This is a genomic window from Thauera sp. AutoDN2 (genome assembly GCF_051280715.1).
Lineage (GTDB): Bacteria > Pseudomonadota > Gammaproteobacteria > Burkholderiales > Rhodocyclaceae > Thauera.
On record NZ_JBNCAR010000003.1, the window covers coordinates 165,667 to 185,265 of the forward strand.

Genomic DNA, 19,599 nt, shown 5'->3' on the forward strand with positions numbered 1-19,599 from the left:
CTGGAAATTCAAGCTGCGGGCCGTCGGCTCACGTCCTGGGGCCGGATGCGCGAAGCTGGGAGTCAGTTGCCGCCGGACACCTTCTGCTGCTCCGCATAGATCAGCAGCGGCTTGCCACCCTCTTCGATCGTGGCGTCGTCGACGACGACCTTCGTCACGTTCTCCATGGCCGGCAGATCGTACATGATGTCGAGCAGCGCCGATTCCAGAATCGAGCGCAGGCCGCGCGCGCCGGTCTTGCGACGGATCGCCTTGCGTGCGACCGCGTGCAGTGCCGCCGGACGGATCTCGAGCTCGACGCCTTCCATGGAAAACAGCTTCTGGTACTGCTTGACCAATGCGTTCTTCGGCTCCACAAGGATCTGGATCAGCGCCTCTTCATCGAGTTCCTGCAAGGTGGCGACGACGGGCAGACGGCCGATGAGTTCGGGGATGAGGCCGAACTTGATCAGGTCCTCAGGCTCGACCTGGCGGAAGGTGTCGGAGAGGTTGTTCGCTTCCTTGCTCTTGACCTCGGCGCCGAAGCCGATCCCGACCTTCTCGGTGCGGTTGCGGATGACCTTCTCCAGTCCGTCGAAGGCGCCGCCGCAGATGAACAACACGTTGGTGGTGTCGACCTGGACGAAGTCCTGATTCGGATGCTTGCGGCCGCCTTGCGGCGGAATGGACGCGATCGTCCCTTCGATGAGCTTTAGCAAGGCCTGCTGCACGCCTTCGCCCGACACATCGCGGGTGATCGACGGGTTGTCGGCCTTGCGCGAGATCTTGTCAATCTCGTCAATGTAGATGATGCCCTGCTGGGCCTTGTCCACGTCGTAGTCGCACTTCTGGAGAAGCTTCTGGATGATGTTCTCGACGTCCTCGCCGACGTAGCCGGCTTCGGTCAGCGTGGTGGCGTCGGCCATCACGAACGGAACTTCGAGCACGCGCGCCAGGGTTTGCGCGAGCAGGGTCTTGCCCGAGCCGGTGGGACCGATCAGCAGGATGTTGCTCTTTGCGAGCTCGACGTCGTCCTGCTTGGCCTCAATGTGGCGAAGACGTTTGTAGTGGTTGTACACCGCCACCGCCAGATTGCGCTTGGCCTTGGACTGGCCAATCACGTACTGGTCGAGGATCTCGCAGATCTCCTGCGGGGTTGGCAGGGCGTCCTTGAACTTCTCCGGATCTGCAGCGCCGACAACCTCATCGCGAATGATGTCGTTGCACAGCTCGATGCACTCGTCGCAGATGAAGACCGAAGGACCGGCGATCAGCTTGCGCACCTCGTGCTGGCTCTTGCCGCAGAAGGAGCAGTACAGCAGCTTGTCGCCGCCAGCCTTCTTGTCCGTCATGTGGGGGTTCTCCTGAATCAGGTGTCGTCGCGACTGGTGATCACCTTGTCGACCAGGCCGTACTCCACGGCCGCTGTGGCGGACATGAAGTTGTCGCGGTCGGTGTCCTTCTCGATGCGCTCGAGCGGCTGGCCGGTGTGCTTGGCCAGCATCTCGTTCAGGCGTGAGCGCAGGTAGAGGATCTCACGGGCGTGGATCTCGATGTCCGAAGCCTGGCCTTGAAAGCCGCCGAGCGGCTGGTGGATCATGACGCGCGAGTTCGGCAGGATGAAGCGCTTGCCCTTCTCGCCCGCCGCCAGCAGGAAGGCGCCCATGCTCGCTGCCTGGCCGATGCACAGCGTGCTGACATTCGGCTTGATGAACTGCATGGTGTCGTAGATCGCCATGCCGGCGGTGACCGAACCGCCAGGCGAGTTGATGTAGAAGTAGATGTCCTTGTCCGGGTTCTCGGACTCGAGGAACAGCAACTGCGCGACGATCAGGTTGGCGGTCACGTCATTGACGGGGCCGACGAGGAACACCACCCGCTCCTTCAGAAGGCGCGAATAGATGTCGTAGGCGCGTTCGCCGCGACCGCTCTGTTCGACCACCATCGGAACCAGGCCGAGACCGACCGGGTTCCAGTCGCTGCTTTGCTGGGGTGTTCCTTGCATCATTCGTCAGACCCTCTGCGGCATCAGGCCGCGTTGTTGCCCATCAGTTCGTCGAAGGCCACCGGGTTGTCGGTGGTCTCGGCCTTGTCGCAGACCCAGGCGACGACGTTGTCTTCGATGACCACGGCTTCGGCCTGCGCCAGACGTTCCGGTTGAGCGTAATACCAGCGCACGAGTTCCGAAGGGTCCTCGTAGCTCTGGGCCATTTCCTCGACCAGCGCGCGTACCTGTTCGGGTTTGGCATGCAACTCGTTGGCCTTGACCAGCTCGGCCATGATCAGGCCCAGCTTGACGCGGCGCTCGGCCTGCTCCGCAAACCAGGACGCGTTGACCGGGATGTCCTTGGTCTTGAGACCGCGCATCTCGAGGTCGCGGCGGGCGCTCTCGGCCAGTTGCTGCGATTCGGCCTGCACCAGCGCCTTGGGCACTTCGATCGGCGTGGCCGAGATCAGTGCCTCCATGACCTGTTCCTTGACCTTGGACTGGATGCGGCGCTTCACCTCACGTTCGAGGTTGCCCTTTACTTCCTCGCGCAGCTTTGCGACGTCGCCATCGGCAACACCGAGCGACTTGGCGAACTCTGCGTCCACCTCGGGCAGCACCGGCTCTTCGACCGCCTTCACGGTGATCTCGAACTGCACGGTCTGGCCCGCCAGGTGCTGGGCGTGATAGTCCTCGGGGAAGGTCATGTCGAAGGTCTTGCCTTCTCCAGCCTTGAGACCCACTACCGCAGTCTCGAAGTCCTTGAGCATGGACCCTGCGCCGACCACGAAGGGGAAGTCCTGCGCCTGGCCGCCATCGAACACCTCGCCGTCCTTGCGGCCGGTGAAGTCGATCACCACACGGTCGCCTTCGGCGGCAGCACGATCCACTGCCTTGAAGCTGGTACGCTGCTTGCGCAGGACTTCAAGGGTCTTGTCAACCTCGGCATCTCCAACCGCCAGAGTCGGGCGCTCGATCTTCTGACTGGCAAACTCCCCCACCACGATGTCCGGGTAGACCTCGAACACCGCGGTGAACTCGAGCGTGCCCTCGGGTGCGCCGTCCTTCGGCTCGATGCTGGGGTAGCCAGCCACGCGCAGGTTCTCTGCGCGCACCTTCTCGCCAAAGGCCTTTTCGACGGCAGCGCCGACGGCTTCGCCACGTGCCTGACCGCCATGGGTCTGGGCCACGATCTTCAGCGGCACCTTGCCCGGGCGGAACCCGGGCATCTTCACCGTGCGCGCCATGCGCTTGAGGCGAGCATCCACCTCCTTCTCGATGTCCGCCAGGGAAACGGCGATGTCGATACGGCGCTCGAGCGCGCTCGGGGTGACCTGGTTCTGCTCCATTAAATCGATCCTGAGAAGTCTTGAATAACCGCTCCCGCTTACTGTAGTGCGATGACGGGCACGAGCCCGGGGCGCATTTCGCCAGCGTGAGCACGATGTACGAAGTCGACGATTCTAGCACAGGCCCGGGACGCACCTGCAGGGCACGCGCACAGACGCAGGAGTACCCAATGCGGGCTTTGCCACCGGACCGAGGAGGCCCGCGTGGGGCGGTCCGCCAGACGGCGTAGAATCGCGGCCAAACCCCCTGGAGCCGCTCAGCATGTTCAGCCCCTTGCGTCCGATCTATCCCGTCGCCGGAATACGAGAAATCGAGGACAAACTCATCCCCAATGCACGCCCTCCGCTTATGGAACGTGCTGGGCGCGCAGCCGCGCAGGATGCGGTGCGGCTGATCATGAACCGGCCCGGCCCGATCCTGATCGCCTGCGGCCCGGGCAACAACGGCGGCGACGGCTTCGTGATGGCTCGCCAGCTCGCTCAAGCGGGACGCGAAGTGGTGGTGGCCTTCGCCGGAAAGGTCGAATCGCTTCCGCTCGAAGCCGCCAAGGCGCACGCGGACTACGTTGCTGCGGGCGGCAGCATCGTCTCCGACCTGCCTGCGGCCCCCGCCTGTGGCTGGGCACTGGTGGTCGACGCCTTGTTCGGCATCGGCCTCGCGCGGCGGATCGACGGGCGCTATGCAGACTGGATTCTCACCCTGAACGCGCAGCCTGTGCCACGCATGGCGCTCGACGTTCCGAGCGGGCTCGACGCCGATACCGGCCAGCCGAAGGGGGCCACTTTCCGCGCCACGCACACAACCACCTTCATTGCCCTCAAGCCCGGACTGCTCACCAATGATGGCCCCGACTATTGCGGGGAGGTCTCGGTACAGCGCATCGACGTGGATGCCGCTGCGTGGCTGCCGGCGAGCGGCCTTGCCATTGCCCCTTCGCTGTTCCGCACCCAGCTTCAGCCACGACCGCGCAACACCCACAAGGGGGTTTATGGCGACGTGGGCATCCTTGGCGGCAACGCTGGCATGGTGGGGGCAGCCTTGCTCGCGGGTCGCGCCGCATTGTGGCTCGGTACCGGCCGTGTCTACGTCGGACTTCTGGATGACCACGGCCCGGCCGTTGATTTTGCGCACCCCGAACTCATGCTGCGGCGGGCGCACCTCCTGCCCGAGCGGCTGAGTGCGCTGGCGGTCGGCCCCGGGCTTGGCACGCAGAACATCTCGGCCGGTGTGCTGGCGAATGCGCTGCGACGTGACATGCCATTGCTGGTCGACGCCGATGCGCTCAATCTCGTGGGCACCGATCCTGCGCTCGCCGCTACGCTCGGCGAGCGCCAGGCACCCACCATCCTCACCCCGCATCCGGCCGAGGCGGGGCGCCTGCTCGGGGTGAGCACGGCACAGGTGCAGGCAGACCGCCTGTGCGCAGCACTCGAGATCGCGCGCCGTTATCGCGCCATGGTTGTACTCAAGGGATGCGGCAGCATCATCGGCACTCCGGATGGGAGGTGGTACATCAACACCTCGGGACACCCCGGAATGGCCAGCGCCGGCATGGGCGACGTGCTCAGTGGCCTCGTGGTCGGCCTGCTTGCGCAAGGCTGGCCACCCGAGAAGGCCCTGATCGCCGGCGTGCATCTGCATGGCGCTGCAGCAGACCGGCTTGCACGTGAAGGCATCGGCCCGGTGGGACTCAGCGCCAGCGAGACCATCGATGCTGCGCGTGGCGTCTTCAATGCGTGGTTGATCGAGGCTCAACGCGAACCCGGTCCGAACGCGGGCTTGCGTCCCGAGCGCTAGGCGTGCGGATGCTAGAATCCGTAACCATAGATACCTCTCTTTTCAAGGCCCTCATGCTCTCCGAACAACTCCGCGTCGAAATCCAGCGCAATATTGCCGCCTCTCTCGCCGAGGACATCGGCACCGGCGACCTGACCGCTCGCCTGATCGGACCCGATACCGAAGCACGCGGGCGAGTGATCACGCGCGAGGACGCGGTGATCTGCGGCACGGCCTGGTTCGATGCAGCCTTCGCCGCACTGAGCCCTTCGGCCGTCGTGCACTGGCTGGTCAAGGATGGAGACTGCGTGCAAGCGGGGCAGCAGTTGTGCGAGATCATCGCGCGTGCCCGCGTGCTGCTGACGGCCGAGCGCACCGCACTGAACTTCCTTCAGTTGCTGTCCGGCACGGCCACCGTGACGCGCCGGTTTGTGGAGACGGTCGCTGGAACCAAGGCACGGATCGTCGATACCCGCAAGACCCTGCCCGGCCTGCGCCTGGCGCAGAAATACGCCGTCGCAATCGGCGGTGGCACCAATCACCGGATTGGGCTCTATGACGGGATTCTGATCAAGGAGAACCACATCATCGCTGCGGGGAGCATCCGCGAGGTGGTTGCCCAGGCCCGCGCCATCGCGCCCTCGAACGTCTTTATCGAAGTCGAGGTAGAAACGCTCGAGCAACTGCGCGAGGCCCTCGATGCGGGCGTGCGCATGGTTCTGCTCGACAACATGAGCCTTGAGCAGATGCGCGAGGCGGTTTCGATCACGGCGGGGCGCGCCGAACTCGAAGCGTCGGGCGGGGTCAGCCTCGACCGGGTGCGCGCCATTGCCGAAACGGGGGTCGACCGGATCTCCATCGGGACCCTCACCAAGGACGTGCGCGCACTGGATCTTTCGCTGCGTCACGTCGAAGCCTGAGAAGCCGGGGCGCAGAATTCACCGTGCTCGCCCTGCGCCTTCGTTGCCTTTCCCCTTGCCATTCCCTCAAATCGCCCTCATTGCGCTCAATTGCGTTGACGGGCGGTGCGGCGCCAGAGCATAATCCGCGCCCTCGCTGAACACCTTGAGGTCCCTGCAGGTCGCGCAGCGAGCGAGCCTTGGTGGTGAAATTGGTAGACACGCTATCTTGAGGGGGTAGTGGCGAAAGCCGTGCGAGTTCGAGTCTCGCCCAAGGCACCAGACGTAACGGCGCTGCTCACTGGCAGCGCCCCAACAAAAAGCCCGCGAGTCGTTCGCGGGCTTTTTGTTTCCTGCCGCCCCGGCCGGGACGCCAGGGAATGAAGCGGCGCTCAGGTGTGCTCGACAATGAAGCGCTTGATCGCCTCGACGTCAGGCGCCATGACCTCCACCCGCTGCGGCAGCTTCTCGATTCCTTCCAGGTCGGCAGGGCGCTCCGGCTCGCGGCCCAGCGCCTCCACGATCGTTTCGGCGAACTTGACCGGAAGCGCCGTCTCCAGCACGAGAACCGGTACCCCAGCGGGCACGTCGGCTGCACGCTCCCAAGCCACCTTCACGCCGTCAGCGGTGTGCGTGTCGATCAGTACGCCGTACCGCTCGAACACCTTGCGGATCGTGGCCAGGCGGTCTGCGTGACCGCTGGCGCCCGATGCGAAGCCGAACTCGTCAATGCGCGTGAATTCGGGCGAGCCGGAGAGATCGAACGCGCGGCCGGCATCCACTTCGGCCCACAGGGCTGCGACCTTTTTCGGATCGCGGCCGACGAGATCGAACACAAAGCGCTCGAAATTCGAGGCCTTGGAGATATCCATCGACGGGCTTGAGGTGACGTGCGTCTCCGCGGCCTTGCGCGGGCGGTAAACGCCGCTGCGGAAGAACTCATCGAGCACGTCGTTCTCGTTGGTGGCAAGGATCAGCTTGGCCACCGGCAGCCCCATCTGGCGGGCGATGTGACCTGCGCAGATGTTGCCGAAGTTGCCGGAGGGCACGCAGAAAGCGACCTGCTCGTCATTGCTGCTCGTTGCGGCGAAGTAGCCCTTGAAGTAATACACGATCTGCGCGGCGACCCGCGCCCAGTTGATCGAGTTGACCGCGCCGATCTTGTGCTTTGCCTTGAAGGCGTGGTCGTTGGATACCGCTTTGACGATGTCCTGCGCGTCGTCGAACATGCCAGTGACGGCGATGTTGAAGATGTTCTCGTCCTGCAGCGAATACATCTGCGCACGCTGAAAGGCGCTCATCTTGCCGTGCGGCGACAGCATGAACACCCGCACCCCTTGCTTGCCGCGCATTGCATATTCGGCCGCCGAGCCGGTGTCGCCAGAGGTCGCTCCGAGAATGTTGATGGACTCGCCGCGTTTTGCGAGCACGTACTCGAAGAGGTTGCCGAGCAACTGCATCGCCATGTCCTTGAAGGCGAGCGTCGGGCCGTTGGACAGTTCGAGCAGGCCGAAACGACCACGGCCGCCGGCGTCCTTCTCCAGCCAGTGCACCGGGGTGATGTCGCGCGCATCGTCGCCCTTGCGTACGTGGCGATAAACCTCAGCCGTGTAGGTCTTGTCGCAGATCGCCTTCAGGTCTGCAGGCGGAATATCGGTGATGAACTTCGACAGGATGACGAAGGCCAGTTCCGCATACGACAGCTTGCGCCAGCTGTCGAGTTCATCGCGTGTGACCCGAGGATAGGTTTCCGGAAGGTACAGGCCGCCGTCGGGCGCAAGACCGCCGAGGAGGATGTCGCAGAACTCGGGATTTGCAGGCTGGCCGGCATGGCCGCGGGTCGAGATGTACTTCACGTGGGCAGTCCTTCGATTGGCTGGAGGGTCGGGCGGGTTTGGCTGCGGGGGCGTGGCAGCCTGCGGCCGGAGCGCGCTCGCGCGCAAGGGCGGGATTCTAACCCAATGCCCGGGAAACGAATCCGCACGCCCATCCGCGCGTTTCGCAGCCGACACCCGCGACGCGCTACACGGGCTCCCCGCACTTGCCAACCCGCAGCCCACCCAAACCTGCACGGCGACCAGCCCGCAGTTCATCCCTTTGCCGTTATAATTGCGCCTTTTTAACAGGCGCTTATGCAGGTTCATCGCGGGATTCCCGAGCGCGCCGACACGGCGGCGGTGCTTACCATCGGCAATTTCGATGGCGTGCATCTCGGCCACCAGGCACTGCTCTCGCTGCTGACCGGAAAGGCCCGCGAGCTCGGCCTGCCGGCGGTGGTGCTCACCTTCGAGCCGCACCCGCGCGAGTTCTTCAGTCCTGACGACGCCCCTGCCCGCCTCGCCTCCCTGCGTGAAAAGCTGCTGCTGCTGAGCAGCGCTGGCGTGGATCGGGTGCATATCTGTCGGTTCAACGCCCAACGGGCTGCGCAGAGCGCCGAGAGCTTCGTTCGCGACACGCTTGTGCGCGGACTCGGTGTGCGCCACCTCTTCGTAGGGGATGACTTCCGCTTCGGTGCGCGCCGTCAGGGCGACTTTGCCATGCTGTGCGAAGCGGGCCGTACTCAAGGCTTCGGTGTCGAGGCGATGCCGACACTCGAAGTCGGAGGCGAGCGCGTCTCCAGTTCAGCTGTCCGCGCCGCCTTGTGCGCGGCAGAGCTCGATCGCGCTGCGCGACTGCTCGGGCGTCCGTACAGCATCGCCGGCCGTGTCAGCCACGGTGACAAGGTCGGGCGACAGCTGGGGTTTCCAACCGCCAATCTGCAGATGAAGCACCGCCGTCCGGCCCTGACCGGCGTATATGCGGTCAGCGTCGAAGGCCTGGTCGAGGACCGCATACACGGCGTCGCGAACGTCGGCGTTCGCCCGACGGCCACCGCACGTGGTCGCGCGCGGCTCGAAGTCCACCTCTTCGACTGGACCCAGAACTGCTACGGTGCGCATATACGCGTGCATTTCCTGCACAAGCTGCGCGAAGAACGCAAGTTCGAATCGCTCGACGCCTTGCGCGCGCAGATCGCGCGTGACGCGCTGTCCGCGCGCGACTGGTTCGCAGCGACAACTGACATCGCCTGATCCTGCGCAGGCCCGCCCACCTGAATCGTACCGACTCAACCGACTCCCGAATTCGCCATGGCCGACTACCGCAAGACGCTCAACCTGCCCGACACCCCCTTCCCGATGCGCGGCGACCTGCCCAAGCGCGAGCCGAACTGGATCGCCGACTGGCAGCAGAAAAAGCTCTACCAGCGCATCCGCAAGGCCAGCGCCGGCCGGCCCAAGTTCGTGCTCCACGACGGCCCGCCCTACGCCAACGGCAGCCTGCACATCGGCCACGCGCTGAACAAGATCCTCAAGGACATCATCGTGCGCTCGAAGACGCTCGCCGGCTTCGATGCGCCCTACGTGCCGGGCTGGGACTGCCACGGCCTGCCCATCGAGCACAAGGTCGAAGTCACCCACGGCAAGAACCTGCCCGCCGACAAGGTGCGCGAGCTCTGCCGCGCCTACGCCGCCGAGCAGATCGAGATCCAGAAGGCCGACTTCATCCGCCTCGGCGTGCTCGGCGACTGGGACAATCCCTACCGCACCATGGACTTCGCCAACGAAGCCAACGAGATCCGCGCGCTGGCCGAGATGACGAAGAACGGCTATGTGTTCAAGGGCCTGAAGCCGGTGAACTGGTGCTTCGACTGCGGCTCGGCGCTGGCCGAGGCGGAGGTCGAGTACGCCGACAAGCAGTCGCCGACGATCGACGTCGCCTTCCCGGTGGCCGAAGGTGACAAGCTCGCCGCTGCCTTCGGCCTGGCGAAGCTCGACAAGCCCGCCGCTGCAGTGATCTGGACCACCACCCCGTGGACCATCCCCGCCAACCAGGCACTCAACGCCCACCCCGAGTTCGACTACGCGCTGGTGGACGTCAAGCTCAAGGACGGTGACGAGCGCCTGCTGGTGCTGGCGAAAGAGCTCGTCGAATCCGCCCTGCAGCGCTTCCAGCTCGAGGGCACCATCGTCGCCACCGCCAAGGGTGCGGCGCTCGAGCTCATCGAGTTCCGCCACCCCTTCTTCGATCGCGCCTCGCCGGTGTATCTGGCCGAATACGTCGGCATCGACGCCGGCACCGGTATCGTGCATTCGGCACCGGCTCACGGCGTGGACGACTTCAACTCGTGGCGCGCCTACGGCCGCAGCAACGAGGAGATCCTGTCGCTGGTGATGGGTGGTGGCGAGTACGTGCCCGACCTGCCCTTCTTCGGCGGCATGAACATCTGGAAGGCCAACGCTGCCATCGTCGACAAGCTCGCCGAGGTCGGCGCCCTGCTCTCGCACGGCAAGATCACCCACAGCTACATGCACTGCTGGCGCCACAAGACCCCGCTGGTCTATCGCGCCACCGCGCAGTGGTTCGTCGGCATGGACAGGACCGCCGCCGACGGCTCCACGCTGCGCGAGCGCGCGCTGCGCGCCGTGGAAGCCACCAAGTTCTACCCCGGCTGGGGCCAGGCGCGCCTGCACGCGATGATCGCCAACCGACCCGACTGGTGCATCTCGCGCCAGCGCAACTGGGGCGTGCCGATCCCCTTCTTTCTGCACAAGGAAACCGGCGAGTTGCATCCGTGCACGGTCGAGCTGATGGAGGAAGTTGCGCTGCGCGTGGAGAAGGAAGGCATCGATGCCTGGTTCAAGCTCGAGGCAGCCGAACTCCTCGGCGCCGAGGCCGGCCAGTACGACAAGATCAGCGACACCCTCGACGTCTGGTTCGACTCCGGCACCACGCACAAGCACGTGCTGCGCGGCTCGCACAACGACGGCCATCCGGAGGGCCCGCGCGCCGACATGTACCTGGAGGGCTCGGACCAGCACCGCGGCTGGTTCCACTCCTCGCTGCTCACCGGCTGCGCGATCGACGGCCACGCGCCCTACCGCAGCCTGCTGACTCACGGCTTCGCAGTCGACGGCGCCGGGCGGAAGATGAGCAAGTCGCTTGGCAACGTGGTGGTACCGCAGGAGGTCACCAGCAAGCTCGGCGCCGAAATCCTGCGCCTGTGGGTGGCCTCGACCGACTACTCGGGCGAGCTTTCGATCTCCAAGGAGATCCTTGACCGTGTGGTCGAGGTCTATCGCCGCATCCGCAACACCCTGCGCTTCCTGCTCGCCAACACCGCAGACTTCGACATCGCCCGGGACGCGGTGCCGCTCGAGCAGTGGATGGACATCGACCGCTACGCGCTGGCCTTCACCCGTCGGATGGCGCAGCAGGCCGAAGCCGACTACGCGAAGATGGAGTTCCACCGCATCGTGCAGGCGCTGCAGGTGTTCTGTGCGGAGGACCTGGGCGCCTTCTACCTCGACATCCTCAAGGACCGTCTGTACACCACTGCCGCCGGCAGCTTGCCGCGCCGCGCCGCGCAAACGGCGCTGTGGCACATCACCCAGACGCTGCTCAAGCTGATGGCGCCGATCCTGTCCTTCACCGCAGAGGAAGCCTGGGCCATCCTGAACCCGGCCAAGGCCGGCGAGGAAGCCGATAGCGTGATGCTGCACACCTTCCACGCCCTGCCCGCGCAGGAAGGCGAAGCCGGCCTGATCGCGCGCTGGGAGACCATCCGAGCGGTGCGTAGCGAAGGCCTGAAGGTGATCGAGGCGCTGCGCACCGAAGGCAAGGTCGGCGCCTCGCTGCAGGCAGAGCTGGAGCTTGCGCTTACCGCCGACAAGTTCGCTGCTCTGGCGAGCCTGGGCGAGGATCTGCGCTTCGTCACCATGACATCCTCGGCCACCCTCACCGCAGTCTCCAGCGCCGAAGAGGAGCGCATCATCGCAACGCCCAGCGCGGCGCAGAAGTGCGAGCGCTGTTGGCACTACGTCGAGTCGGTAGGCGGCGACGCCGAGCATCCCACGCTGTGCGGGCGCTGCGTGAGCAATCTGTTCGGCAGCGGCGAAACACGCCTTCATGCCTGAGGCAGTGGCCACGATGCGCTCTCCTGCGCCGCGCAGTGCGCTGTCGTTGATGCTGCCCTGGCTGATCCTCGCCTTGGTGGTCGGCGTACTCGATCAGTTCACCAAGCAACTGGTGCTGGCGAACCTGCACTACGGCCAAGTGATCCCGGTCACCGGCTTCTTTGACCTCGTGTTGGTATTCAACACCGGCGCGGCATTCAGCTTCCTCGCCGAGCATAGCGGCTGGCAGCGCTGGTTCTTCACCGTGTTGGCGCTCGCGGTAAGCGGTTGGCTGCTGACGCTGATGCACCATCACCGCCACGAGAGGCTGCTGCCGGCGGCCTTCGCGCTCATCATCGGGGGCGCGCTCGGCAATGTGTACGACCGCCTGGTGCATGGCGCGGTCGTCGACTTCCTGCATTTCCACTACGCCGGCTGGAGTTGGCCGGCGTTCAACCTGGCCGACTCGGCCATTACCGTGGGCGTCGTGCTGATGCTGTGGGGCCAGTTCTTCGGCTCGAGCGGCGACGAGCAGCCCCGATCGGGAGCACCATCTTGAGCGAAGCGATCCAGGCCAACAGCCTCGTCACCCTGCATTACCGCATCTCGCTGCCGAGCGGCCAGCCGCTGATCAGCACCTTCAACGCCACCCCCGCAACGCTGCAACTGGGCGCAGGGGAGATGCTTCCTGCGATGGAGAAGCTGCTCGTCGGCTTGCTGCCGGGCACCCATCACGTGTTCGAGCTCGATCCCGAGAACGCCTTCGGCCCCTATCGCGAGGACCTCGTCGAGCGTGTCAAGCGCGAGCACATGCCCGATGAGGAGATCCAGCCGATGAGCATCATGGAGTTTGCCGCTCCCGACGGTTCACGCTATTCGGGTCTGGTGCGCGAGATTGATGACAGATCGGCACTGATCGATTTCAACCATCCGCTTGCAGGCAAGTCGATCCATTTCGAGGTGCAGGTCATCGGCATCTCCTGAACGCACCGGCCCCACAGAGACGAAAGAATGAACGACAAGGAAATCCTGCTCGCCAACCCGCGCGGCTTTTGCGCGGGCGTCGAACGCGCGATCGAGATCGTCGAGCGTGCACTGCAGCGCTTCGGAGCACCGATTTATGTGCGCCACGAGGTCGTGCACAACAAGTTTGTCGTGGACGACTTGCGCAGCAAGGGTGCCGTCTTCGTCGACGAGCTCGATGAAGTGCCTGCCGGCAACACGGTGATCTTCTCCGCCCACGGCGTGTCGCTCGCGGTACGGGAGGAAGCCGAGCGGCGCGGCCTGCGCGTTTTTGACGCGACCTGCCCGTTGGTCACCAAGGTGCACATCGAAGTGGCACGCATGCGCGAGCAGGGCAAGGAGATCGTCATGATCGGGCACAAGGGGCACCCCGAGGTCGAGGGCACCATGGGTCAGGCGCAGGGCGGGATCCATCTGGTCGAGAAACCGGAGGACGTGGCGGGTCTCGAGGTCGCGGATCCCGACCAGTTGGCCTACGTCACCCAGACCACCCTGTCGGTGGACGACGCGGCAGCCATTGTCAGCGCGCTGCGTGCGCGGTTTCCGAGCATCGTCGGCCCGAAGAAGGACGACATCTGCTATGCCACCCAGAACCGCCAGGATGCGGTCAAGTTCATGACCCCATACGCGGACGTGGTCTTCGTCGTCGGCTCGAAGAACAGCTCCAACTCCAATCGCCTGCGTGAAGTGGCAGAGCTGCGGGGCGTGCCTGCCCATCTGGTCGACAACGCTGCGGGGATCGACCCCGCATGGGTGGCCGGCAGACGTCGCATCGGTGTCACTGCGGGCGCATCCGCACCGGAAGTGCTGGTCGATGAGGTGATCGCGCGCCTGAAGGAACTCAGCGGTGCTTCGGTGCAGAACCTGGACGGCGTTCCTGAACGGGTCACCTTCCCGCTCCCGAAGGAACTGCAGGATCCGCACTGAACAGCGTCCAGATACCCGTAACCGCCACGCCGTTCACCTGCATCTCCGGTCCATCGGAGCGGTTCGGGTTGTGCCCCACCCAGGCCAAAGCGCTCGCTCAAAGGACCTCTGCGCGCACAGAGGGATAAGCGGATTTTCTTGCAACCCTCGAGCAATTTATGCTGTTTTCATCGCGTCCGTGATTTATTCCTCACTGTGCATGCGGAGAGCATCAGTATTTGACACTTATCAAATCCGCACCTGACGCTTACGTGATCTGATCGCCCGCCATCAGGGCACGGCGACCATTGCGATGGCTAGCGTTGCCCTCCACGATTCGCCAAGCTGAAGGGGAACTCGGTCATGCAAGCAGTGGCAACGCGCAAGCGCGAACGCTTCGGGGATAAATACCGAGGCATCATCCTGGCGGTCGGGTTCTTTCTGGTGCTGGACCTCACCGCGCTGATCATGAATTTCTACGTGTCGTCCCGGATTGAGGGCGATGCGATGCTGATCAACATCTCCGGTCGCCAGCGAATGTTGTCGCAGCAGGTCGCAAAATCGCTGTTCATCGTCCGTGATGAACTGCAGACCGGTAGCGACCCGAAGCCCGCGCTCGCAGAGCTGAAACAGGCCACGGAGTTGTTCGACGGGACCTTGCAGGCTTTTTCGACAGGCGGGAGCGTAATCGGCCCGATCGGTGAACTGGTTCGCGTCGATGCGCTTGAGCGCGAAGCAGAACGGAGCCTGCTTTCTGATTCGACGAGACTGTGGCACCCCTATCTCGCCGCAATCGCAGCAGCGCTGGGGCCCCAGGCAACGCTGACCGACATTGACAAGGCGGTCGAGTATGCGCGCACGAACAGCGCTACGCTGCTGGGGTTGATGAACAAGCTAACCGCGGAACTCGAAGGGAACGCGCAGCGCCAGGCGGCCATGCTGCGCTGGATACAGATCGCCGTGATCGTGCTCGCGCTCGGCAACTTCTTCTTCATCCTGCTCAATTTCGTCCGCAGCCTGCGTGCGAGCGATGCGGTTGCCGAGACCGCACGCGAGGAAACCGAACGCATCCTGGCGACGGTGAACGAAGGTCTTTTCCTGCTCGACAAGGATGGCCGGATCGGCTCCCAGATGTCTTCGGCACTGCCCGCGATCATGGGGCGGTCGATCGAGCGCGGCGCAGAGTTCATGCCCCTGCTCGAGAAAATGGTTTCGCCGGAGGTCTTCGCCTCCGCCCGAGACTACATCGGGCTGCTGTTCGGGAAACGTGTGAAGGAGGAACTCGTACGGGAGTTGAATCCGCTGCAGCAAATTGAGGTCTTCACATCAGGTGCATCCAGAAGCCCCCGCTATCTCACGCTCGCCTTCAACCGCGTGAAGCGCGATAACGAAGTCGAAAACCTCCTGGTCACCGTGATCGACGTGACCGAACAGGTGCGTCTGACGCGTGAACTCGATGAGGCCAGACGTGGGGCACGAAGCGAGATTGCCTCACTCCTTGCGACCTTGTCGGCCGATCGGGACTCCCTCACGCGGTTCCTCGATGAAACGGAGCAGACGCTCAATAACGTCAATGCGATCCTGCAGCAATCTGCACAGAACGAGAAAGAGTTGCGCCGACAGGTTACGGCTGTGTTCCGAAGCATCCACGGAATCAAGGGCGATGCCGCCGCGCTGGGCTTGGGCTTGTTCGAGAATCTCGCACATGACTTTGAGGACACGCTCGCCGAACTGCGCGACAAGACGGGCATCGGGGGCGAGGATCTGCTCAGCCTGCCACCGCATCTTGACCTCATGCTGGAGCGGGTCGATACCGTCAAGCAACTGCTTGCTGCAGTTTCAGACCGCAGCGATGACCATGCGCCCACGAAGAAACCGGATGCAACACAGGGCTTGCGTCAGAGCATCGAGTCGCTCGCTGACCGTATCGCTGCCGAACAGAAGAAGAAGGTGCGGGTTCGCACTGACCTGGACGGAATCAGCTACCTGCCTGATCCCTTGTTCAGGCAGGTGCGCGAAATTGCACTGCAGTTGCTGCGCAATGCGATCGTGCACGGCATCGAGCCCGCACCCGAGCGTGAGCGTGCGAACAAGCCGAGCGCCGGCGAGGTCTTCATTGGGCTCCGCAAGGCTTCAGAAGGAGGTTACGAACTGGTGTTTCGCGACGACGGGCATGGGATAGACCAAGAGAGGATCCGAGACGCGCTCCGCCGTTCGGGCGCCTGCAGCGAAGACGAAATCGCGCGGATGGACGAGCGCCAGCTTTACGGCAAGCTCTTCGAGCCAGGTTTTTCGACTGCCGCGACGGTCGATGAGCACGCGGGGCGCGGGGTCGGACTGGATCTGGTGGCCGAACGGGTGCGCGCACTGGGCGGGCGCCTGAAGCTGGTCTCCCGGCCGAAGCATTTCACCGAATTCAGTATCCGCTTTGCGGGTTCACCTAGCCCGGAGGGCGCTTAAATGAGACTGCTCATCGTGGATGACTCGAACGTGATCCGCTCCCGTATCGCCCGGGTGGTCGGCAGCGGCTCGCTGTCCAGTTGGCAGATTGTGGGCCTCGCCCGCAACGGCGCAGACGCGGTTCGCGTCTGCGAGGAACTTCGGCCCGACGTGGTGACCATGGATCTGACGATGCCCGAGATGGATGGAATCGAATGCATTCCTCGCATCCTGGGCGACAATCCCGACTTGATCATCCTTGTCGTCTCGGCGCTCTCCGATAAGGCCACTGCGATCGAAGCGCTGAAACGTGGCGCGCATGGCTTTCTGCACAAGCCGTTCACGGACGAGCAACTCATCAACGGGCTGACGCAAGTCGTTCAATAATCCTGCGAGACCTTCATGCCGAACATCAGCGAGAGCGAAATCAAGGTTTTTGTGGATGCGGTGACGCAGTACTTCCGCGCGCTTACAGGGGAAGCCGCGAGTGTGCGCGCATCCTATCTTTCCTCGGGAAACGAAACGCTCCCCACCCTCGATTACACCGGACTCATCACGGTATCCGGTGAATATCGCGGCGCAGTGTACTTCACGGCCGGTCACGCGCTCGTGCGCCAGTTGCTGAGCGCGATGCAGGAGCCCGACCACAGTGAATTGAACCTGCTCGATGCAGTAGGCGAAGTGGCCAACACCCTCGCTGGCAATGCCCGCAAGTTGCTCGGCGAGGCAATGGAAATTTCGGTGCCGGTAACTTTCCGCGGTAGCGTGGATACGCTGCAGGTTCCGGTGCGAGCGCGCCCCTTCGTCATCGATATCGAGTGGAAGCGGCATACGGCCACCGTAGTGGTCGACGTCGAACGCTGCTGAGCGTGGGTGGGCCCCGGTGCGGCCAGGGCCCTGGTTGTCGGATCAGTCCTCGATCTGCGACCCGATGATCCGGCGGTAGAACTCGTGGAAGTGCTGCATACCGTCCTCGAATGGTGACTGGTAGGGGCCGAACTCATTGCGCCCCGCCTTGTACAGGGCGAGCCGTCCGCGGTCCATGCGTTCGCCGATCTCGTCGTCCTCGACTGCCGTCTCCATGTAGGCCGCTTGTTCTGCCTCGACAAACTCGCGCTCGAACTCGACGATGTCTTCCGGGTAGTAGAACTCGACCACGTTCGTCGTCCTGTCCACATCGGTCGGAATCAAGGTGCTGACGACGAGTACGTGTGGATACCACTCCACCATGATGTTCGGGTAATAGGTAAGCCAGATCGCACCGTGCTCGGGCTTGTTCTCGCCGTAGTATTCCAGCACTGCCTTGTGCCATCTTGCGTAGGTTTCCGAACCAGGCCTCGCCAGCGATGTGATGCCCACCTGCTGGACGGAGTACCAGTCTCCGAACTGCCAGCTTAGGTCGTCGCAGGTCACGAAGTTACCCAGGCCGGGGTGGAAGGGTACGACGTGGTAATCCTCCAGATAGACCTCGATGAAGGTCTTCCAGTTGTAGTTGCACTGGTGGATCTCGACCTTATCGAGCTTGTAGCCGGAAAAATCCAGCGCTCGCGCCACCTTCATTCCGGCAAGGTCGGTTGCGGGCGAGCGCGGTCCCTTGAACAGCAGGCCGTTCCAGCACTCGAGCTCATCGCGCTTGAGACCCAGGCAGGGCTTCTCGGCGAAATGCGGCGCACCGATGAGTGCCCCCTGCTGATCGTAGGTCCAGCGATGCACCGGGCAGACCACATGTTCGGTCGTACCACTGCCCTGCAGCATGATCGCCTGGCGATGGCGGCAGACGTTGGACATCTGGTGTACGCCCATCTCGGTGCGAAACAGCAATTTGGCGTGGTCCAGCCACTCGAGCGAACGGTAATTGCCCGGCTCGGGCACCATCAGCTCATGGCCGACATAGCCCGGACCGGCGTCGAAGAGAAGCTTTTTCTCCAGTTCGAAAACCTTCTCGTCGAAGTACCATGAAACCGGCAGTTGGGATACCGCCTGGGCCAGCCGTGCCTTGGGAGCGATGTCGGACATCCCCGAACCTCCTCTTGCGGACAAGAAATCCGGAAAAATAAACGGGTTAGTGTAAGTCAGCCGCTGTTTGACCGCTACACCCGCATTCGGTTATTTTCCCGCTTTTACCGCGCCAGATATTGATCCATGCCAAAGTCGGCGTCCGCCCCAAAAACGTTCGAGGTCGCGGTTTCGGAACTCGAAGCCATTGTTCAGGAAATGGAGTCCGGCAGGCTTTCGCTCGAGGATGCGCTCGCCAGCTACCAGCGCGGCGTGAGCCTGATGCGCTTCTGCCAGACTACGCTTTCAGACGCGGAGCAGCGCGTGAAGGTTCTCGAAGGCGACATGCTGCAGCCCTTTGCGCCTGACAGCAGTGGTCAGTCCTCGACCGAGGCCGGGTCATGAGCACAGCGCCCACGCTTGCTGACTGGATGGCAGCAGTTCAGCACCGCACCGAGCATGCCCTGGCGTCGGCCCTGCCATCGCCCGCGCTTGCCCCGCGGCGGCTACATGAAGCGATGCGCTACGCAGTGCTCGGGGGCGGCAAGCGGGTGCGCCCCCTGCTGGCCCACGCGGCCGGCGAACTCACCGGCGGGGCACCTGAGGACGTTGACCGGGTGGCCTGTGCCGTTGAGTTGATCCACGCCTATTCGCTGGTGCATGACGACCTGCCGTGCATGGACGACGACGTGTTGCGCCGCGGCAAACCGACCGTGCATGTCGAGTACGACGAGGCTACCGCTCTGCTTGTGGGGGATGCATTGCAAACGCTGGCCTTCCAGGTGCTTGCGGAGCGCCCCATCTCCCAAGCGCCAGACGTGCAGCTCGAGATGCTCGCCCAGTTGGCCGCAGCATCCGGGTCGCGCGGCATGGCGGGCGGGCAAGCGATCGACCTGGCCTCGGTAGGCAGAAAACTCGGTCGGGAAGAATTGGAGTTCATGCACGTCCACAAGACCGGGGCGCTGATCCGCGCCGCGGTGTTGCTTGGCGCACGCACGGGTCCCGCCCTTGAGGACACTGCCCTGGAGCGCCTCGACCACTACGCTAAGATCGTCGGTCTGCTGTTTCAGGTGGTCGATGACATTCTGGATGCGGTGGCCGACACTGCCACGCTGGGCAAGACTGCGGGCAAGGATGCGGACAACGACAAGCCCACCTACGTAAGCCTGCTTGGCCTATCCGAGGCGCGCAGGCTCGCGGAGGACATGCTGTCAGATGCAAAGGCCTCGCTCCAGGGCTTTGGCCCCCGCGCCCTGCGCCTGGGGCAACTCGCAGACTACGTCGTGCATCGGGCCTTCTGAACGCCAGTACG

The 19,599-nt window shown here is 63.9% G+C and carries 17 protein-coding genes and 1 tRNA gene; 13 read left to right on the plus strand and 5 right to left on the minus strand.

Annotated elements, in window-relative coordinates; all coding sequences use genetic code 11:
• Positions 1–62: 62 nt before the first annotated feature.
• From clpX to tig, 3 genes are read right to left on the minus strand one after another with little or no spacing between them, the layout of a single operon-like run.
• Positions 63–1,331, minus strand: coding sequence for an ATP-dependent Clp protease ATP-binding subunit ClpX (gene clpX / locus ACPT9U_RS03445; RefSeq protein ID WP_435749889.1), 1,269 nt, complete (start codon positions 1,329–1,331; stop codon positions 63–65).
• Between the two features lie 17 nt (positions 1,332–1,348).
• On the minus strand, positions 1,349–1,987 hold the full coding sequence (clpP, locus tag ACPT9U_RS03450) for an ATP-dependent Clp endopeptidase proteolytic subunit ClpP (protein ID WP_418362777.1): 639 nt from the start codon (positions 1,985–1,987) through the stop codon (positions 1,349–1,351).
• A 20-nt stretch (positions 1,988–2,007) separates the two neighbouring features.
• Positions 2,008–3,315: a trigger factor gene (tig, locus tag ACPT9U_RS03455; RefSeq protein WP_435749890.1), complete on the minus strand. Its 1,308-nt coding sequence runs from the start codon at positions 3,313–3,315 to the stop codon at positions 2,008–2,010.
• A 262-nt stretch (positions 3,316–3,577) separates the two neighbouring features.
• On the opposite strand from tig, the gene ACPT9U_RS03460 reads away from it, so the two are divergent.
• From ACPT9U_RS03460 to ACPT9U_RS03470, 3 genes are all read left to right on the plus strand, one after another.
• Positions 3,578–5,113, plus strand: a complete 1,536-nt coding sequence (locus tag ACPT9U_RS03460) for an NAD(P)H-hydrate dehydratase (RefSeq protein WP_435749891.1) — start codon at positions 3,578–3,580, stop codon at positions 5,111–5,113.
• 53 nt (positions 5,114–5,166) lie between these two features.
• Positions 5,167–6,012 (plus strand): carboxylating nicotinate-nucleotide diphosphorylase, encoded by an 846-nt coding sequence (nadC, locus tag ACPT9U_RS03465; protein WP_418362780.1) that lies wholly within the window; start codon positions 5,167–5,169, stop codon positions 6,010–6,012.
• A 176-nt stretch (positions 6,013–6,188) separates the two neighbouring features.
• Positions 6,189–6,273, plus strand: a tRNA-Leu gene (locus tag ACPT9U_RS03470).
• Positions 6,274–6,383: 110 nt separating this feature from the next.
• Here ACPT9U_RS03470 and thrC read toward each other — a convergent pair.
• Positions 6,384–7,847: a threonine synthase gene (gene thrC / locus ACPT9U_RS03475; RefSeq protein ID WP_435749892.1), complete on the minus strand. Its 1,464-nt coding sequence runs from the start codon at positions 7,845–7,847 to the stop codon at positions 6,384–6,386.
• Positions 7,848–8,123: 276 nt separating this feature from the next.
• Here thrC and ACPT9U_RS03480 point away from each other — a divergent pair, with 276 nt between their 5' ends.
• The 8 genes from ACPT9U_RS03480 to ACPT9U_RS03515 all read left to right on the plus strand — a co-directional run bounded on the left by ACPT9U_RS03480 (position 8,124) and on the right by ACPT9U_RS03515 (position 17,159).
• Positions 8,124–9,062: a bifunctional riboflavin kinase/FAD synthetase gene (locus tag ACPT9U_RS03480; RefSeq protein WP_435749893.1), complete on the plus strand. Its 939-nt coding sequence runs from the start codon at positions 8,124–8,126 to the stop codon at positions 9,060–9,062.
• Between the two features lie 57 nt (positions 9,063–9,119).
• The gene (gene ileS, locus ACPT9U_RS03485) at positions 9,120–11,945 is read left to right on the plus strand and encodes an isoleucine--tRNA ligase (protein WP_435749894.1); all 2,826 of its coding nucleotides are present in this window, start codon (positions 9,120–9,122) and stop codon (positions 11,943–11,945) included.
• A complete protein-coding gene (lspA, locus tag ACPT9U_RS03490) occupies positions 11,938–12,483 on the plus strand; it encodes a signal peptidase II (RefSeq protein WP_418362784.1) in 546 nt (181 codons plus the stop codon). Before ileS ends, lspA begins: the two co-directional genes overlap by 8 nt.
• Complete coding sequence (locus tag ACPT9U_RS03495) at positions 12,480–12,908, plus strand: FKBP-type peptidyl-prolyl cis-trans isomerase (RefSeq protein WP_418362785.1); 429 nt, start codon at positions 12,480–12,482, stop codon at positions 12,906–12,908. Before lspA ends, ACPT9U_RS03495 begins: the two co-directional genes overlap by 4 nt.
• 27 nt (positions 12,909–12,935) lie before the next feature.
• Positions 12,936–13,874 carry a 4-hydroxy-3-methylbut-2-enyl diphosphate reductase gene (gene ispH, locus ACPT9U_RS03500; RefSeq protein ID WP_435749895.1) on the plus strand — a complete coding sequence of 313 codons (939 nt, stop codon included), beginning with the start codon at positions 12,936–12,938 and terminating at the stop codon, positions 13,872–13,874.
• A 342-nt stretch (positions 13,875–14,216) separates the two neighbouring features.
• Positions 14,217–16,313 carry an ATP-binding protein gene (locus tag ACPT9U_RS03505; protein ID WP_435749896.1) on the plus strand — a complete coding sequence of 699 codons (2,097 nt, stop codon included), beginning with the start codon at positions 14,217–14,219 and terminating at the stop codon, positions 16,311–16,313.
• A complete protein-coding gene (locus ACPT9U_RS03510; protein ID WP_418362788.1) occupies positions 16,314–16,679 on the plus strand; it encodes a response regulator transcription factor in 366 nt (121 codons plus the stop codon).
• 15 nt (positions 16,680–16,694) lie between these two features.
• Complete coding sequence (locus ACPT9U_RS03515; RefSeq protein WP_418362789.1) at positions 16,695–17,159, plus strand: chemotaxis protein CheX; 465 nt, start codon at positions 16,695–16,697, stop codon at positions 17,157–17,159.
• Between the two features lie 42 nt (positions 17,160–17,201).
• On the opposite strand, the gene ACPT9U_RS03520 is transcribed toward ACPT9U_RS03515, so the two are convergent.
• Positions 17,202–18,308 (minus strand): aromatic ring-hydroxylating oxygenase subunit alpha, encoded by a 1,107-nt coding sequence (locus ACPT9U_RS03520; protein ID WP_435749897.1) that lies wholly within the window; start codon positions 18,306–18,308, stop codon positions 17,202–17,204.
• A 126-nt stretch (positions 18,309–18,434) separates the two neighbouring features.
• Here ACPT9U_RS03520 and ACPT9U_RS03525 point away from each other — a divergent pair, with 126 nt between their 5' ends.
• Positions 18,435–18,692: an exodeoxyribonuclease VII small subunit gene (locus ACPT9U_RS03525; RefSeq protein ID WP_435749898.1), complete on the plus strand. Its 258-nt coding sequence runs from the start codon at positions 18,435–18,437 to the stop codon at positions 18,690–18,692.
• Positions 18,689–19,588, plus strand: coding sequence for a polyprenyl synthetase family protein (locus tag ACPT9U_RS03530; protein ID WP_435749899.1), 900 nt, complete (start codon positions 18,689–18,691; stop codon positions 19,586–19,588). The genes ACPT9U_RS03525 and ACPT9U_RS03530 overlap by 4 nt, the downstream gene beginning before the upstream one ends.
• The last annotated feature ends 11 nt before the right edge of the window (positions 19,589–19,599 follow it).

Coding starts and splice junctions, on each gene's coding strand:
- clpX (WP_435749889.1), bottom strand. CDS start 1,331: ATGACGGACAAGAAGGCTGGCGGCGACAAGCTGCTGTACTGCTCCTTC.
- clpP (WP_418362777.1), bottom strand. CDS start 1,987: ATGATGCAAGGAACACCCCAGCAAAGCAGCGACTGGAACCCGGTCGGT.
- tig (WP_435749890.1), bottom strand. CDS start 3,315: ATGGAGCAGAACCAGGTCACCCCGAGCGCGCTCGAGCGCCGTATCGAC.
- ACPT9U_RS03460 (WP_435749891.1), top strand. CDS start 3,578: ATGTTCAGCCCCTTGCGTCCGATCTATCCCGTCGCCGGAATACGAGAA.
- nadC (WP_418362780.1), top strand. CDS start 5,167: ATGCTCTCCGAACAACTCCGCGTCGAAATCCAGCGCAATATTGCCGCC.
- ACPT9U_RS03480 (WP_435749893.1), top strand. CDS start 8,124: ATGCAGGTTCATCGCGGGATTCCCGAGCGCGCCGACACGGCGGCGGTG.
- ileS (WP_435749894.1), top strand. CDS start 9,120: ATGGCCGACTACCGCAAGACGCTCAACCTGCCCGACACCCCCTTCCCG.
- lspA (WP_418362784.1), top strand. CDS start 11,938: ATGCCTGAGGCAGTGGCCACGATGCGCTCTCCTGCGCCGCGCAGTGCG.
- ispH (WP_435749895.1), top strand. CDS start 12,936: ATGAACGACAAGGAAATCCTGCTCGCCAACCCGCGCGGCTTTTGCGCG.
- ACPT9U_RS03505 (WP_435749896.1), top strand. CDS start 14,217: ATGCAAGCAGTGGCAACGCGCAAGCGCGAACGCTTCGGGGATAAATAC.
- ACPT9U_RS03510 (WP_418362788.1), top strand. CDS start 16,314: ATGAGACTGCTCATCGTGGATGACTCGAACGTGATCCGCTCCCGTATC.
- ACPT9U_RS03515 (WP_418362789.1), top strand. CDS start 16,695: ATGCCGAACATCAGCGAGAGCGAAATCAAGGTTTTTGTGGATGCGGTG.
- ACPT9U_RS03520 (WP_435749897.1), bottom strand. CDS start 18,308: ATGTCCGACATCGCTCCCAAGGCACGGCTGGCCCAGGCGGTATCCCAA.
- ACPT9U_RS03525 (WP_435749898.1), top strand. CDS start 18,435: ATGCCAAAGTCGGCGTCCGCCCCAAAAACGTTCGAGGTCGCGGTTTCG.
- ACPT9U_RS03530 (WP_435749899.1), top strand. CDS start 18,689: ATGAGCACAGCGCCCACGCTTGCTGACTGGATGGCAGCAGTTCAGCAC.